Here is a 14284-nt window from a genome sequence, read left to right on the forward strand (position 1 = left end):
AAACACTAAAAAATCCTTGATTTTCAAGGAAAAAAGACTTGACTATATAGGGAGGAAAACGAAATGAAAAGATTTAAAGCATACGTCAACTACCTCATGAACTTCTATGCCAACTACTTCAGAATTTACCGCTATATGTAAAGGACATTCCTGCCATCACAGGAATGTCCAATACGGAAACCCAGTTTCAATGTTTTCCCTTATTATACTCTAATTTAGTTGCATTTGTACATGAACAGGATTCTCGAAAACATAGACAAAATTGAACAGAATTATGAAAATACTCTTACCAAGTTTTTTGATTTGTCCAATTAATAATCTCTGAATTTCCATACATCTGATGGATTTGCATTTTTCATCCTCAGCATTCTTTGAAGCTGCTCTTCTGTAAACCACAGATCGTGCAGTATTTTTCCGAAATATAGAGGCTAGATATCAGACCGCTTCATTGCAATTATAAACTGTTGATTTACCAAGATTATTTACATATACGGTAATCAAGTCGCCTTTCTTAAGATCCGGCTTTTCCCATACCAAACGGCTTTTATGATAATACACTTTATCATGATATGTAAAACTATACAAAATCCTGTATGGAATCTGTCTTCTATATCTTGTGTATTTTTGCAAATATACTTTTTCTACCAAGCCCTTCACTTTTGTACCATTTTCGATTAATTGTAAATGTAATTTATCAAGCTTTGCAGTATAAATTCCAAGAGCAGCACTTATTATACACAAAAGCACTCCCGTTATAGAAAACACTGTTCCCAACATATCTGGATTCTGAATGCCTGAGTTTACTGCTGGTTTTAATATCCCAAGAAAACTTAAGACACCGGAAACAAGAAAGAATATTCCTATCCAAAAGAAGATAACTCTCAATAAATCTTCTGTATAATTAAGTTTTTTCATATTTATTTTCTCCACAAGCATTCCATCAAAATTTTTTATCCTGTTTCAATCATATCTAATTTTACTTCAATTTAGTTAAATCCTCTAAATACATTTCTGTATGTCCACACTCTGGACAGACTGCAACTTTAACATCATCTATAGTTGTCGTTTTTTGTTTTTCATCTACATCTACAACGATCCCATAGCCACCGCCATTAACTTTAAGTCTTAAATCCGCTCTCATGACTGTTCCACACTTTTCGCATTTTCTCATTGCTGTCCTCCAAATATATGTTTCGCTTTCCTATTTTTCTTACTATATAATAGCAGACAAAATATTAACCACTGAATGATCTACCGTTCATACGATGCAATGATTTCCTTACTATCCGCTATTTTATAATCAAGCGTTTCCAAATTACCAATCAAATCAAATGTCATATCCGCATTAACTTGCAATTCATCTTCAATCTTAACTGCAGACGGCTCAACTTTTAGAAATACTGTTAATCCATAAGGCTTCGTTTCAGACTGTATCTGTATGCTATCATAAGAATATCCTTCCGGATACTCTTGCCCACTTACAATATTTATAACATTCGAAGAATCTCCTACATAATCTGTCTTATACTGTGACAGGTCAGGAATCTCGTACAGTTCTTCTTTTCTGCCACATGCAGAAAGCAATATTGCTGATACCGTAAATAAAATAATTGGAATTACTTTTTTCATCATGAACCAGCTCCTCTTCACACTTTGATATAAAACAGCCTGCCCAATGAACCAGAAACTGCCATATATTTGCTTCTTTATTTATAGATCAGCCTTTAAACAAACGAAGCATAAATCATAAAAATTTCTGCAATCAAAATAGTTCCTAAAACACAATCAATCATCAGGTTATATTGACCAACTGTTAGCCAAGTTTTCGAATGCATCAGAACATACTTTACACTTTTTATACCACTCAAGATCGTAACTGTCAGAAGAAGTATCGGCATTAAAAAAATTTCCATCTTATTGCCAAAGTCATCTGCTGCTCCATTTCCAGCAAAGTGAACAGGAATAATCTCCGGTAAGAAAAAGAAGCTTATTATTGCAATCGCAATTCCAACGATGCAAATTCCCCATGTTAATTTCCTGCTGCTTATACCATCCATAACAGTGCCTTCCTCTCATATGTCAGATACTGGTATTTACTCAAAGCCCTCTAATAAGCTTACTTTTTGAGCAATTCTATAACAACCCAGCATGTAGCTATTGTTTGCATCAGAAAAACGAAATCACACACATATTTCATTCCAAATTTCATAGAAGAGCTCCCAATCAATCCAAAACCTATGTAAGTCGCACCTATGCTGAATATCAAAGCCAGAATACAAATAAGTACCTTATATTCTTTTTTCATATCCCTTTCCTCCCACATCTACATTAATTTGTTGATAAAGATTTAAGGTTCCATATTTCTATTTTACATGAAGAATATGCTGCCTTGCCTCATCCGGAACGATATCTAATAAATATGTTTCCTTAGAAGAAATTTTTTCAAGAAACTCATCCAGTAAATTTTCTTCCTTACCTTCTGCTATTGGCAGAAGTTCCTCATACAAAACTGTAGGAATTCCAATAGAATACTTTTCTTCCTCATATACGAGTGAACCAAATGTCCAGTTTTCTTGTTCCTCCGGACATAATTCCATGATTAACTCAACGATCGGCAAATAATGATACATTTGTAGAAAACTTAAATTGACTTTTATCTGTGTCGTTCCACCCTCTGGGTCTTTTTCCGTTATCTCTATTCTCTTTCCTGTTACGGTCATTACAACTAAAGAATTTTTTGGAAGTTTTCCATTTATCTTATCTATTGATTTTGCTTGAATATAACCACGTTCCATAGCATTTGAACTATAAGTGCTATAACCTTTTGATTCGAAAACACCATAATAACGGTTCGAATTGTTTATTGCTATTAGATCCGGTGATTTGTATGTAGTTTTTCCATTAGCTGAAAGAAATCGATGTTTTTCTATGGGTGACTGTGAACTGAGTTTTAATACCATTGATAAATGAACCATATACTCATAACCATATTTTTTCTTTCCAAGTACCGTAGTAAGTATCATTCCAATCCAATAATTAATTGCACCAATTTCTGTACTATCCAAATAGACTTTTCTTGCAGGATCGAATAAAAGTTCTCCATTTGGCGATAAAGCAACATATGTTTCAAACAGTTTAATTTTGAAATATATCTCCTCTTTACGATTTCTTTTGTTCGCCTTGTTCAAATATATATCTGGCATCCCAGCTGACACAATAGCATCCATTAGTTCCACTCCGGTAAATGACAATGTTCCATTGCTTCTTTTATTGTGGTCAGAAATTTTTCCAGGTTCCAGATACAAATCTATATAGTAAATATCTCCACGTTTTATCTTCATTGCCTAATTTCTCACAATTAATCATAGTTAAATTTAATTAGTTCCCATATCTATCACATAAATCATATTTTTCAAAGAATTAAAAATCTCAATATTCGTAAGAAACAATAATCTTTCTGCAAAAATCACAATTATAGGCAGCTATGCGGTCTCCAGATATCCTTGCTGCCAACTCTGGATCCGTATTTAACCGCAAACTCTCAGAGCCTTCTTTCCACTCCAGTCCTGCCCCTGCACCAACCGCATGCAACTGACCCTTTCGCATTTTTCCTTCACAATATGGACATCTCATATTCACGTCATCTCCTTTAAGTAATTAAAGTTCCTCTTGTTCCCGAGAATTATCCTGTTCCTGGATAGCTTGTATATCTTCTTTCGAATATAATTTTTGCCTAAATGTTCTTTTCTATTTTTTCTCGTTTCATACGTTCTTTCATCAATAAAACAAATTGAACGGTCCATATTACACACGCTGCAAAACACCCGATTCCACTGTATAATAAATCTATGGCTGCACCGGCTACAAATGGCAGTGCCATCCACATCATCCGATTTCCATATACTCTGCACATTTCTTTTTCATCATACTGTTTTCGTTCTTCCGTAGATTTCATATTATAGCCAGATAAAAATGCAGCGGCCTTTCCATTTGATTTTACAAAACTGATTCCAAATAAAAACATAATCACTGCCATTCCCAAATCAAAGATAACACAGATTATCATTGTAGACACCTCACTTCCCACTCTGGCTATCAAATAAAAAAAGCCAAACACAACAGTAAAACTTATTATGTTTGGCTAGGTCAACTTGTTATTTTTTTATCACTTCTTATGGTTGTATTATACTATATATTTCTCTATAGTGAAACAATTTTTTATATTATTTTTTATATTATTTTTTATTTTAATATTATATTTCTACTATCATTAATTTTTCAGATATTTTCAACACATAACCAATGCTATTAGCTACAATATTTCCGGAAAATTCATCATAGGTTTGTGTTGCCACAAAGAAACGGCAGCTCTGAAAATCAAAGTCGCCGTTCTAAATTGTCTGCTTTTTCTTTTGCCGTCGTGCGGCAGATAATCAATTCGTTCTATTTTGAACTTCTTTTATGCTACCTGATGTCTGCAATAGGAATGAATCGCCAAGAATGTAAACACAAATAATTCCATTCCTGCCGAAATCAAAATAACATGCGGTGTCCAGAAACTCATTCCACCGATATTCAGATAATTGAAATTTGCAAGCTGACAAAGGAAATTGTTCTGCATACCAATTCCGGCAGATGGAAGTATGGTAGAGAGCCATGTTGCTCCTCCCATCGCCACATAAGCAAAAAGCGGCATGAGAAGAACTACAATAGAGATCAGCAAAACTGTCAATGTGTCTTTACATTTTGCAGACAGGAACAACGTACAGCTAACCGTTGCTAATACAGAAAGTAAGCCCGCTGCTGCGAGAATGATCTGCAACTGCCCCAGATTGATATTTGGCAGGTTAATGATAGAGAATCGCATCTGAAACGATGTTTTTAAGCAATCCGTCCCGAACGCTGCATCTAAAATCAGAATGTGTACCGTGATCCCGACAAGGAAAGTAACAACGAAAAGTGTAAATGCCGCCAGAATTTTGGTAATTGCTAATTGTTTATGCCCGTATTTGGTGGTTCGCAGGATGCTGTCACCGCCCGTTTGATATTCTCCGGCAAAAGTAGGAGCTGCGATTGCCACGCACAAAATAGCAAGGAACAAAATATAAAACTCAATATAATCAAATGCATCTTTAGAAATTCCAGAATGAAGATAAAATGGCGTATCAAGTTCTGAATATTTTTCAAGAGCTTTCTGCTGTGCGGTTTTGTTTTCTCTTTGCTCGTTCCGCATGACATCCTGTAAATGTTCTGCGCACTTTTCATAATAGGCTCCGTCAATGTCATTCGGGTCAATATCCATTAAATCAGCACCAATGCCTGTTAATGGATCAGCAAACGCTTCGGACAGACCATTCAGCCAGGAACGGATCGGGACGATTTTTTCAATATATACAGCCAGAGGAAAGCCATCTTCCTCGACCGGCCCATATTCTCGAACGCAGCTTTGATAAGTTTCCAAAGCCGATTTGATCCTATCCGGGGTCACTTCACCAGCGGATGTTTTATAAAAATCCTTTTTATACTTGATAGCTGCCAAGCCATCTAATTCTGTAACCGTGCCATCTTCGTTTGGACGGTTGATACCCTCAAATGAAATAGGCAGGTATGCCATGGCTACGGAAAGCAAAAGTGCGATTGCAAGTAAAATCAGGGCGCGCCGTGACTTCAAAATACGTTTTAGTTCAAGTCTAAAGAGCCGCATATTATCTGTCCTCCTTTTCCAAGTCTGTCTGCGGGAACAACCACAGATACAGATCTTCCAATCGTGGCTCCGTTGTAACAGACCCATCAATTTTCGAATGTTCAGACAGATAACGAATAGAAACCTGATTGTGATCTTCTCCTCGCTGATTGATAATGCGCAGCCGCATTTCACATTCCGGCAGCTTTGAGGCCGGAATTGCGCAATTCCAAACCTTGCCCTCAATTTGCTTGACGAGTTCTGCGGTGGTTCCTACGTCAACAATTTCTCCGGCTTTCATAATTGCGTTGCGCGTAGAAATATATTCTATGTCAGATACGATATGGGTGGAAATCAACACGATTCGATCATGCGAAAACTCGGAAATGAAATTCCGCAGACGCACACGCTCTCCGGGATCAAGTCCTGCTGTCGGTTCGTCCATGACAAGTATCTCTGGGTCGTTCAACATAGCCTGCGCAATACCAACACGACGCTTCATGCCGCCTGACAGATTGGAGATTTTTTTCTTTTTCACATCGGAGAGCGAAAGAATGTCCAACAAATAATTGATCTTTTTGGTAGTTGCCCTTGTAGGAATATCTTTCAGCGCAGCCATATACTCCAAATAATCTTTGACCGTAAAATCCCGGTGATACCCAAAATCCTGCGGCAGAAAGCCAAACTTGCTTCGGTAGACTTCACCTAACTCTCGAATGTCTTTTCCGTCATAGTAAACCGCTCCGTTGGTTGGTGTCATAATATCAGCAATCATGCGCATGAGCGTGGTTTTCCCTGCACCATTCGCCCCCAAAAGTCCCCAAACGCCGGGAGTCAACGTCAGATTGACATCATTTACTGCTGTTTTGTCTTTGAACTGCTTGCTTAAATGCTCTATTTTCAGTTCCATGCTTACACTCCTTTCTTTTGCTTCAGCTGAACAATAAAAAGCCCTTGTTCGATATCATTGTACCGAACAAAGGCTTTTCAATCTCAAAAATCACACGTTTAAATTCCTAAGTAATTCCTAAGATCACATTCTTATTTTCCTAAGCGGAAAGGGGTAATGTAATCACAAAGTCTATGGTTTCATTTTGACTGGATGCAGTAATCTTTCCACCATGTAAATGTATAATTTCTTCCGCAATAGAAAGGCCAAGCCCCGCACCACCTGTATTAGAAAGCCGAGCATCATCCAAGCGATTGAATTTTTCAAATATACTGTTAAGCTGTTCCTGTGGAATTGTTTTTCCACGATTTTCAAAAGTGATCTGTATATCATGCTCTAACCGTTTGGCGGATATAGTGATCTCTGTCTGCGGGTAGCTATATGACGCTGCATTTCGTAAAAGGTTACTGAAAACTCTCGCCAGCTTTTCGGGATCAGCATTCACAGATAAGTTGTCCTCCGCAGTAAATACCGCCGTGTTGCCATTTGCAGAGAGTGTCGGGTATATTTCATCTATTACCTGCGCAATCAAACAATGTAAATCTATATTTTCTTTTTTGATAATGACCGTATGTGCATTGTACTTGGTAATTTCAAAAAGTTCATTGATGAGCTTTTCAAGGCGTTCTGCCTTATTCAACGCAACTTTTACATACTTTTCCTTTTGCTGTTCAGGCATGTCAGGGGCTTCATGGAGCAGGCTCAAATAGCCGATTACCGTTGTGAGAGGGGTGCGTATATCATGTGCCAGATACATAATAATTTCATTTTTCTTTTCTTCTGCCTGCTTTGCAGCCCGTTTGCTCAACAGAACAGACATTTTGATTTGATTGAGTTGTGCCTCCAATTCTTTCAGTGGGTCAGACAATGATACGGTATGATTGTTCTGCTCATAGACCGTTTGGGTCGCATCAATTACTTCATCCAGATAGCCCCACGGCTTTTTCCAATAGTAATTGAAAATACATACAAAGCCGATCATCAGATACAAAATAAAAAGCAGATCGAGCCGCCAGTAGAGCCATGCAAAAATACCGTTGTCAAATTTTGAAAAGATGTAGTCCAAAATAAGGGTCAAACCATATCCAACAACGGTATAAACCAGCAATGATAGGTATAGGCGCACTTTAAGGCGCTTTTCTGTTGTCATTTCTTTCTTCGACATGAGAATACACCTCCTACCGATTAGCAAACAGAAGAAAGCCAAGCAGGCCAATCACGACAACACTTACTATGCCTGCCAGAATGGAAAACAGTCTGTTTGCTTTTATTCTATTTCCGATTAACCGGGCTGCCATCGAATATACAGCAAGCCCCAAAAGACCACCTGCCGTATTTGTGAGTACATCAGTAATATCAGAACGTCCGACTGCTAAGATATACTGCATAGTTTCCAATAAAAAACTTGTTCCAGCAATCAGCATGAACTTCACATATAATTTTGTTCTTGGCAGAAGCATTTGAAGATAAATGCCCATAGGAACAAAAATCAAGAAATTTTCGAGTACCTCTGTTAAGTGAAATGCTGCTCCAATTTCCTTGTCATAGTGAAAAGGAATAAGGTTTATACTCCTTACTTTATCCAGATCACTGATTGAAAACTGTAGTTTGAACAGTATGATCCAAACCAGAAGTGCCAGATAAATTAAGAATAAAATAGTTGCCAAACAATTTGATTTTCTCTTCATAGCGTTCTCCTTTCGCTTAAATTTTGTAGCCGACACCCCAAATCGTTTTAATATACTGCGGAGTATCGGAAGTATCGTTCAGTTTCTCGCGCAGATGCCGGATATGCACAGTAATTGTGCTGCTGTTTTTAGAGTAGTATTCATCTTTCCAAACCGCATGAAACAGTTCCTCAATGCTTACAACATTTCCAGCACTTGACAAAAGGACGTGGAGAATAGAAAATTCTGTCGGGGTTAGAGAAACAGGTTCCCCATCCAACAAACATTCGTGGGTTTGAACATTCAAGCACAATTTGTTATAGGAAAGTTCCGATGGAACTTTCTCTGTGATGATACCGGGCGAATATTTCTTGTAACGTCTTAACTGCGCTTTCACTCTGGCAACTACTTCAAGTGGGCGAAAAGGTTTTGTCACATAATCGTCCGCGCCCAATGTCAGCCCCGTTATTTTATCCGTTTCCTCAATTTTAGCCGTTAGCATTATGATTGGATAAGTGTACTTCTTTCGGATAAGCTGGCAAAGTGAAAAGCCGTTCATATCCGGGAGCATAATATCCAGAATGGCAAGATCAATGTCGCCGCTTTCAATACACGACATGGCATCCGTTGCGCAGTAAAATTTATAAACGACGTAATTTTCGTTTTTCAAGTAGACCTCCAACAGATCCGCTATATCTTGCTCGTCATCTATAATCAATATCTTTTCAGACATATTTTCAACTCTCCTTTTTGCTTGTATTCGATTAAGTATAACAAATACAGCATCTAAATTCACAATGGATTGCATGAGAAATTATTAAGATTTTCCTAACTTTTTTTCATGCTAATATGATAATGCACATTAGCATATTAGCATGAAAGTAATCACAAATAACACCCATGAACAAATTTAATTATAACAATGTCCCTTTGCAAATGCTTGTTTTATTGCTTTCATTATGGAATACTATCGAAAGTAGACATTTTTTTGTGCAAAACCACGAACTTGTCCATTTATAAGAAAAAGAATAAATTATTAGGGATATTTTTGATTTCTGCACGTCTAATAGATGTAAAGAAAATGCTGGCTGGCAAAAAAAAGGTGGTGTTTAAATGACAAAGGAACAACTTGGATCTCTGATCCTAGATTCAGAAAGACAATTATACTCAACTGCAAAAACAATTTTATTTAGTGACTATGACTGTGCAGATGCTATTCAAGAAACAATTGTGAAGGCTTTTTCCAACGTCGGCACATTAAAAAACGATAACTATGCCCGGACCTGGTTAATCCGTATCTTAATCAACGAATGTTACAGCCTTGTGCGTAAATCCAGTAAATTTATCCCATTGGAAAATCTGGCTGACAGACAGGAACCGGAATCAGAAAAAACAAAGAATTACAGTGAATTGTATACAGCCGTAAATTCCTTAAAAGAGGAACTGCGTTTACCCGTTATTCTATACTATATAGAAGATTTCAGTGTAAAAGAAATCGCCCAGATCCTTGAAATATCGGAAGGTGCCGTTCAAAAGAGACTTGCAAGGGCAAGAGGAAAATTAAGGCAGGAATTACAGGAGGTGTCAATATGAGATTAGAAGATATGAAAAACGATATTCCCGAAACACCGGATTTTATCCATAATATGATTCAAAATGAGGTAGCAAAGCAGCTGGCGGATAATAAAGTGGCGAATCTGCGAAGAAGAAAACGATGGACAGCTCCGAAAGTTGCCGCAGTGGCAGCTGCGTGTGCGCTGGCAGTTTCCACGGCAGTATATGCAGGAGTAAATCTGTATCACTGGTTTTTGGAAAAACAGGGTTCTTATGGTGTTTCAGTCAAAATTGATGCTGGTGATGCAGCAAAGAAGACCGTGCTTCCAGATGAGGTCCCAGAGGTAGATCTGTCTGCTAAATATGTTCCGGAGGGCATGAGCTGGATTGACGAGTACCATCTCCAATATCCTGAGCATGGCATGACTGGCGGGTTCAGTTTTTCATTTGTCCTGTTGGATAAAAATGATCTGGGACAGGTAGTACAGGATCAGAATGTTATTGATAGTGAAGAGCGTACATTTGGAAAATACCAGGGGATATATCTCAAATATAATAGCATTACCGAAAACGGGGCTCTTAACCAGAGAATTTATCTTGTCTGCCCGGATTTATATCGTGTGCTTATGATCTACATCGGAGATGATGTGTCAAAGAATGAAGCCATAAAAGTTGCAGAAAATCTGGTGATTGAGGGAAACACGACTATGGTAAAGACCGCCGGATTGCCTACATGGAGCGGAGAGATGATATCTGAAAAGACAGAAGATGATAATGATGAAATAAGTACTTCTGTAAATGAGAAAAAACTACCCATTTACCAAATTGGTGACACCTTTGATCTGGATGTGATTGGTGAAAACACAAATGGTGAATATCTGGAAAAAACGATTTCTGCAAAGGTAGATTCTGTTCAAATTTCTGATGATCTTCAGCTTCTCGATCCGGACAAAATACCACAAGAATGGGCGGAAGCCATTGATGCTGATGGAAAGCTATCTACAAACACATTGAATTATGTGAAATCTGGCGACGGAATCGATTCCCTGGATGAAATTGTGAAGTCAGAGGAAGTGAATCAGAAACTGGTCTATGTTACAGTTACCTATACCAATCATTCAAATGAGGAAATCGACCATATGCTTTATCTTGGTGCTTTACTGACCCTGACTAAGGGAAATGGAAAAGTACAGCTTTACATTCCAACAGAACAGGCCGGCGATGGCTATGACTACATTAGCTGGGACGGCGTGGCAAAGACTGGAGAAATGGTATATTATAGTGTCTCTGAAAATTATGGCAATGGTGGAAACTACATTTCCTCTATAAAACCAGGCGAAAGTGTACAGCTGAACATGGCCTGGATCGTAAATGAAAGCGACCTCAAAAATCTGTATCTGAATGTGACTGGAGACGGAGCTTCATATGAGTTCTCTGAATATATACTGAAAAAGGGACTAGTAGATATTCGCAAATAATATATGCTATCGTTTATGATCCCATTTTTTTATATGTCATATATGAAAAAGCGTTTTTCGATTCCTTTTGGTTTCGAAAAACGCTTTCTTTGCTTCTTCGATCTCTGCACATGAAGTGTAATCTGTGGTATCCAATACGATTTCCTCATTCTTTCCATTGCCGGTTAATAATTATAACGACAGTGTACTATATGAAGCAACCGACAACAACAAAAATCATTAGATGAGTTTCGACAGAAAAAGAGATTCCACACTGTAAGTGGAACCTCTTATCTATTAACGCAATGGACAATCAGATACTTTTATATTTTGAGCCAGTTTATGCAACCCAAGATGTCTGCAGTAGTTTTCCAAATCTTTTGGATTCTGGGATGAACGTGGTCCGATAATAATTGAATTGATAATATCTTCCCTGTGCATATTTTCTGTTTCTAAGACTTTTTGTAAATCTAAAATGTAGAACTCTTTTATTATATTGAATGTTTTGTATTCGATATGAGGATCGTTGTCCGTTACAAAATATGGTGCGATTCGGATTTCCTTTTCAGCAGTAAATGTAGGATGTTTGTGAATAAGGGCACATAATGCTAAATTATCAATGAATCCATCTAAGTTGGAAAATCCTTCCAGAATTCCAGTGGAAATATATGAAGACAATAATTTGTATAATTCATGATCCCTGGTCTCCTGAGTATAATACTGTTCGCCAATGATCATCCCATGATAATATAACAGATTGTGCAATGCTTCGGTATTGAATTCTATTGCAACACCACGTCCATGATCGGCATAGCGGTCCCATTGAGCTGCATCGTCTAATGCCTGTGACAAACAGAACATAAAAAGGTGTTTTTGCGATGTTCTGTCATATATTTCTTTAAATATTTTATCAACATCACATTTGGGTTTTATATTGCTTTGGGTAAGACCGTTCTCAATGTTCTGCTTCAGGTTATCAATAAACCCAATCACTTCTTTTGCATCATTCACATTCGTTGCGCTGCCAAACCAAATCTTTTTTTTCCTTAAAATTCCATCCAAGGCTGGAAAAGAAGTGTAATGCCATAAAGTTTTACCAACTTTCTGAACAAATTTGTCAGTAGATTCCTGTCTTTTCTGAATTTCTACTAAATTGTAGGTCATATACAATACCTCTTCTGAAATAATAACATTTGAATATGCATCGATCGGACAAATCCTTTATTCTGTATAGATGTTCCCATTCTCATCCGTCCAGGTGCCGTCACCATTGTCTGTGTATCCGACCCCATCTGCGTCACAATAATAATAATCTCCGTTTGTTGTTTCTATTACATTAACAGTACCGTTACTGCCCTGAAGTTCATGCTGTTCCAGTTGGTTTCCGAAATGATAACCTTCGTCATTCCAAGTACGATATGAATTTCCATTGGCATCTGCCCAGTTTCCATCTCCCTGATAACTGTATCGGCTCCCATAAGCATCAGAATAGGTCCCATCTCCGTTATCGTAAAGAACTCTGGATTCTTCATCTCCTTCACCCGGTGCTACAATTGATGCTACACCGAAAGTAGTAGTGAATCCACTGGTATATGGTACGCCTGCTGGCAGATTTTCATAAGATGAAACAGACTCGTTGTTGTCAGAGGTAATTCCATCATCGGTCGTTTCACTTACCTGTCCGCTGTTTTCCATGGCAGGTTCATCATTTGTTTCCGCATCCGCTTTTTCCTCTTCATCTACAGAATCCTCTGTATCTGTATTCTCTGTCACTCCTCCTTCGTCCTGTGTTTCAGCAGCTTTCTGCATAGTTACCATTTCAGAAAACGGTGCATAATCCGGTACATTATTTTTCTCTGGATCTGCATTTTTTTCAATACCAGACTTCTCCGTCTCTACTGAAACTGTATCTGTCCCGGCAGAGACATTAAATACCAGATTACCGCCTGCAAGCAGCAGCGTCACAAGAATTCCCGGAAGAATTCCTTTGCGGAGTTTCCGAATGTTCACCATATACAGAATCCGATCTTTAAACACCATTTCGCTGTCATTAAGACTTGCTGTCACATATGGAATCTGATTTTCCATGGCCACTGTCCTGAGAAGCAGCTGTCGATATAATTTATGTTCCTTTTTATTAACTCTGCGAACAACCGCTGTATCACACAGATTTTCAATATCCTTATCCGCTTCTTTCAGCATGATAAGAAGAAAGGGATTGAACCAGTATATCGATGCACAGATTCGAAGGAGCATCTTATACCAGAGATCCCGATGGCAATAATGTGTAAGTTCATGGTAAAAGATAAGTTTTCTTTCTTCTGCTGAATACCCGGTTGCTGGTAGATACAATTTTGTATGTAAAAGTCCTGCAAGAAGCGGTGTGGTAAGACCTGCGTTTTGCCTGAGTTCCGGTATTCTGCGTACGTGCTTCTTTTGACACGCTGCACGGTACATCTGAATACTCACCGTATCACTTACCTGTAGACTCATCCGTTCCAGATTCCTTATAGAAAAATAATATGCCAGCAATTCTCCTGTCAGTTTAAGTACCGCTACGCTCAGCCAGACAGCAGCAAAAATCACAGCCACAATTCCCAGCCATTTATCTGATTCGTACCTGACAGTTCTCTTTTGTTCCGGGATTTCTGTCAGATTTTTCATGTCTTTGCTCGCAGATGATACGTTTTCTGTTATCTTCTGACTTTCCTCTGGTCTGACTGCGTAATCCGTTATCTTCGGGCTTTGCGTATTCTGTTGACTGCTTCTAAGTACTTTGAAATCCACCAGTGCCAGATTCGCCGGAAGGCGCACCGGAACACAAAGGCTTATCGTAATCAACAGCCAGATAAGGTACTTCCATCTCGCTGATACACGTCCTTTAAACAGAGTCGCAAGCACTTTTACCAGTAAAATTACTACTGCTGCAATAACATTCAGTTTCAGAATGTGTAGAATGAAAACCTCCATAATT

The 14284-nt window shown here is 38.1% G+C and carries 18 protein-coding genes; 2 read left to right on the forward strand and 16 right to left on the reverse strand.

From position 1 onward, the window contains the following. Positions 1 to 311: 311 nt before the first annotated feature. The 14 genes from DWX28_RS20780 to vanR all read right to left on the reverse strand — a co-directional run bounded on the left by DWX28_RS20780 (position 312) and on the right by vanR (position 9032). Entirely contained in the window at positions 312 to 410 is a 99-nt protein-coding gene (locus DWX28_RS20780) for a hypothetical protein (RefSeq protein ID WP_158565314.1), read from the reverse strand. Between the two features lie 25 nt (positions 411 to 435). Further along, positions 436 to 915, reverse strand: a complete 480-nt coding sequence (locus DWX28_RS12005; RefSeq protein ID WP_118252830.1) for a hypothetical protein — start codon at positions 913 to 915, stop codon at positions 436 to 438. A gap of 61 nt (positions 916 to 976) precedes the next feature. After that, the gene (locus DWX28_RS12010) at positions 977 to 1171 is read right to left on the reverse strand and encodes a zinc ribbon domain-containing protein (RefSeq protein ID WP_055056113.1); all 195 of its coding nucleotides are present in this window, start codon (positions 1169 to 1171) and stop codon (positions 977 to 979) included. 80 nt (positions 1172 to 1251) lie between these two features. Next, positions 1252 to 1632 (reverse strand): DUF4825 domain-containing protein, encoded by a 381-nt coding sequence (locus DWX28_RS12015; protein ID WP_055056114.1) that lies wholly within the window; start codon positions 1630 to 1632, stop codon positions 1252 to 1254. Positions 1633 to 1724: 92 nt separating this feature from the next. Beyond that, a complete protein-coding gene (locus DWX28_RS12020) occupies positions 1725 to 2057 on the reverse strand; it encodes a DUF1648 domain-containing protein (protein ID WP_118069953.1) in 333 nt (110 codons plus the stop codon). 59 nt (positions 2058 to 2116) lie between these two features. Then, positions 2117 to 2305, reverse strand: a complete 189-nt coding sequence (locus tag DWX28_RS12025; RefSeq protein ID WP_118069951.1) for a hypothetical protein — start codon at positions 2303 to 2305, stop codon at positions 2117 to 2119. A gap of 58 nt (positions 2306 to 2363) precedes the next feature. Beyond that, entirely contained in the window at positions 2364 to 3341 is a 978-nt protein-coding gene (locus tag DWX28_RS12030; RefSeq protein WP_118252831.1) for a hypothetical protein, read from the reverse strand. A gap of 88 nt (positions 3342 to 3429) precedes the next feature. After that, entirely contained in the window at positions 3430 to 3633 is a 204-nt protein-coding gene (locus DWX28_RS20785; RefSeq protein ID WP_015524992.1) for a PF20097 family protein, read from the reverse strand. 100 nt (positions 3634 to 3733) lie between these two features. Then, positions 3734 to 4066 (reverse strand): DUF3784 domain-containing protein, encoded by a 333-nt coding sequence (locus DWX28_RS12040; RefSeq protein WP_059085790.1) that lies wholly within the window; start codon positions 4064 to 4066, stop codon positions 3734 to 3736. Between the two features lie 393 nt (positions 4067 to 4459). Next, the gene (locus DWX28_RS12045) at positions 4460 to 5704 is read right to left on the reverse strand and encodes an ABC transporter permease subunit (RefSeq protein ID WP_118252832.1); all 1245 of its coding nucleotides are present in this window, start codon (positions 5702 to 5704) and stop codon (positions 4460 to 4462) included. 1 nt (position 5705) lies between these two features. Continuing rightward, positions 5706 to 6593 carry an ABC transporter ATP-binding protein gene (locus tag DWX28_RS12050; RefSeq protein WP_118252833.1) on the reverse strand — a complete coding sequence of 296 codons (888 nt, stop codon included), beginning with the start codon at positions 6591 to 6593 and terminating at the stop codon, positions 5706 to 5708. Positions 6594 to 6732: 139 nt separating this feature from the next. Then, positions 6733 to 7797 (reverse strand): sensor histidine kinase, encoded by a 1065-nt coding sequence (locus DWX28_RS12055; protein WP_012744236.1) that lies wholly within the window; start codon positions 7795 to 7797, stop codon positions 6733 to 6735. A gap of 13 nt (positions 7798 to 7810) precedes the next feature. After that, entirely contained in the window at positions 7811 to 8320 is a 510-nt protein-coding gene (locus DWX28_RS12060) for a VanZ family protein (RefSeq protein ID WP_118252834.1), read from the reverse strand. 16 nt (positions 8321 to 8336) lie between these two features. Further along, positions 8337 to 9032, reverse strand: coding sequence for a VanR-ABDEGLN family response regulator transcription factor (vanR, locus tag DWX28_RS12065; RefSeq protein WP_070101381.1), 696 nt, complete (start codon positions 9030 to 9032; stop codon positions 8337 to 8339). Between the two features lie 380 nt (positions 9033 to 9412). On the opposite strand from vanR, the gene DWX28_RS12070 reads away from it, so the two are divergent. Next, positions 9413 to 9892: a sigma-70 family RNA polymerase sigma factor gene (locus DWX28_RS12070; RefSeq protein ID WP_059085784.1), complete on the forward strand. Its 480-nt coding sequence runs from the start codon at positions 9413 to 9415 to the stop codon at positions 9890 to 9892. Beyond that, positions 9889 to 11331 carry a hypothetical protein gene (locus tag DWX28_RS12075; protein WP_118252835.1) on the forward strand — a complete coding sequence of 481 codons (1443 nt, stop codon included), beginning with the start codon at positions 9889 to 9891 and terminating at the stop codon, positions 11329 to 11331. The genes DWX28_RS12070 and DWX28_RS12075 overlap by 4 nt, the downstream gene beginning before the upstream one ends. A 276-nt stretch (positions 11332 to 11607) precedes the next feature. On the opposite strand, the gene DWX28_RS12080 is transcribed toward DWX28_RS12075, so the two are convergent. Continuing rightward, complete coding sequence (locus DWX28_RS12080) at positions 11608 to 12474, reverse strand: DUF2971 domain-containing protein (RefSeq protein ID WP_118252836.1); 867 nt, start codon at positions 12472 to 12474, stop codon at positions 11608 to 11610. Between the two features lie 57 nt (positions 12475 to 12531). Then, positions 12532 to 14280, reverse strand: coding sequence for a M56 family metallopeptidase (locus DWX28_RS12085; RefSeq protein ID WP_118252837.1), 1749 nt, complete (start codon positions 14278 to 14280; stop codon positions 12532 to 12534). Positions 14281 to 14284: the final 4 nt, after the last annotated feature.

The sequence above is a fragment of the Blautia sp. AF19-10LB genome (assembly GCF_003461245.1).
In the GTDB taxonomy this organism is placed as follows: domain Bacteria; phylum Bacillota; class Clostridia; order Lachnospirales; family Lachnospiraceae; genus Blautia_A; species Blautia_A intestinihominis.

Bases quoted from the DNA above. Each gene is read 5' to 3' on its own strand.
- DWX28_RS12020 (WP_118069953.1), bottom strand. From the start codon at position 2,057: ATGGATGGTATAAGCAGCAGGAAATTAACATGGGGAATTTGCATCGTT.
- DWX28_RS12055 (WP_012744236.1), bottom strand. From the start codon at position 7,797: ATGTCGAAGAAAGAAATGACAACAGAAAAGCGCCTTAAAGTGCGCCTA.
- DWX28_RS12040 (WP_059085790.1), bottom strand. From the start codon at position 4,066: ATGATAATCTGTGTTATCTTTGATTTGGGAATGGCAGTGATTATGTTT.
- DWX28_RS12085 (WP_118252837.1), bottom strand. From the start codon at position 14,280: ATGGAGGTTTTCATTCTACACATTCTGAAACTGAATGTTATTGCAGCA.
- DWX28_RS12060 (WP_118252834.1), bottom strand. From the start codon at position 8,320: ATGAAGAGAAAATCAAATTGTTTGGCAACTATTTTATTCTTAATTTAT.
- DWX28_RS12070 (WP_059085784.1), top strand. From the start codon at position 9,413: ATGACAAAGGAACAACTTGGATCTCTGATCCTAGATTCAGAAAGACAA.
- DWX28_RS12080 (WP_118252836.1), bottom strand. From the start codon at position 12,474: ATGACCTACAATTTAGTAGAAATTCAGAAAAGACAGGAATCTACTGAC.
- DWX28_RS12030 (WP_118252831.1), bottom strand. From the start codon at position 3,341: ATGAAGATAAAACGTGGAGATATTTACTATATAGATTTGTATCTGGAA.
- DWX28_RS12075 (WP_118252835.1), top strand. From the start codon at position 9,889: ATGAGATTAGAAGATATGAAAAACGATATTCCCGAAACACCGGATTTT.
- DWX28_RS20785 (WP_015524992.1), bottom strand. From the start codon at position 3,633: ATGAGATGTCCATATTGTGAAGGAAAAATGCGAAAGGGTCAGTTGCAT.
- vanR (WP_070101381.1), bottom strand. From the start codon at position 9,032: ATGTCTGAAAAGATATTGATTATAGATGACGAGCAAGATATAGCGGAT.
- DWX28_RS12045 (WP_118252832.1), bottom strand. From the start codon at position 5,704: ATGCGGCTCTTTAGACTTGAACTAAAACGTATTTTGAAGTCACGGCGC.
- DWX28_RS12025 (WP_118069951.1), bottom strand. From the start codon at position 2,305: ATGAAAAAAGAATATAAGGTACTTATTTGTATTCTGGCTTTGATATTC.
- DWX28_RS12050 (WP_118252833.1), bottom strand. From the start codon at position 6,593: ATGGAACTGAAAATAGAGCATTTAAGCAAGCAGTTCAAAGACAAAACA.
- DWX28_RS12015 (WP_055056114.1), bottom strand. From the start codon at position 1,632: ATGATGAAAAAAGTAATTCCAATTATTTTATTTACGGTATCAGCAATA.
- DWX28_RS12010 (WP_055056113.1), bottom strand. From the start codon at position 1,171: ATGAGAAAATGCGAAAAGTGTGGAACAGTCATGAGAGCGGATTTAAGA.
- DWX28_RS12005 (WP_118252830.1), bottom strand. From the start codon at position 915: ATGAAAAAACTTAATTATACAGAAGATTTATTGAGAGTTATCTTCTTT.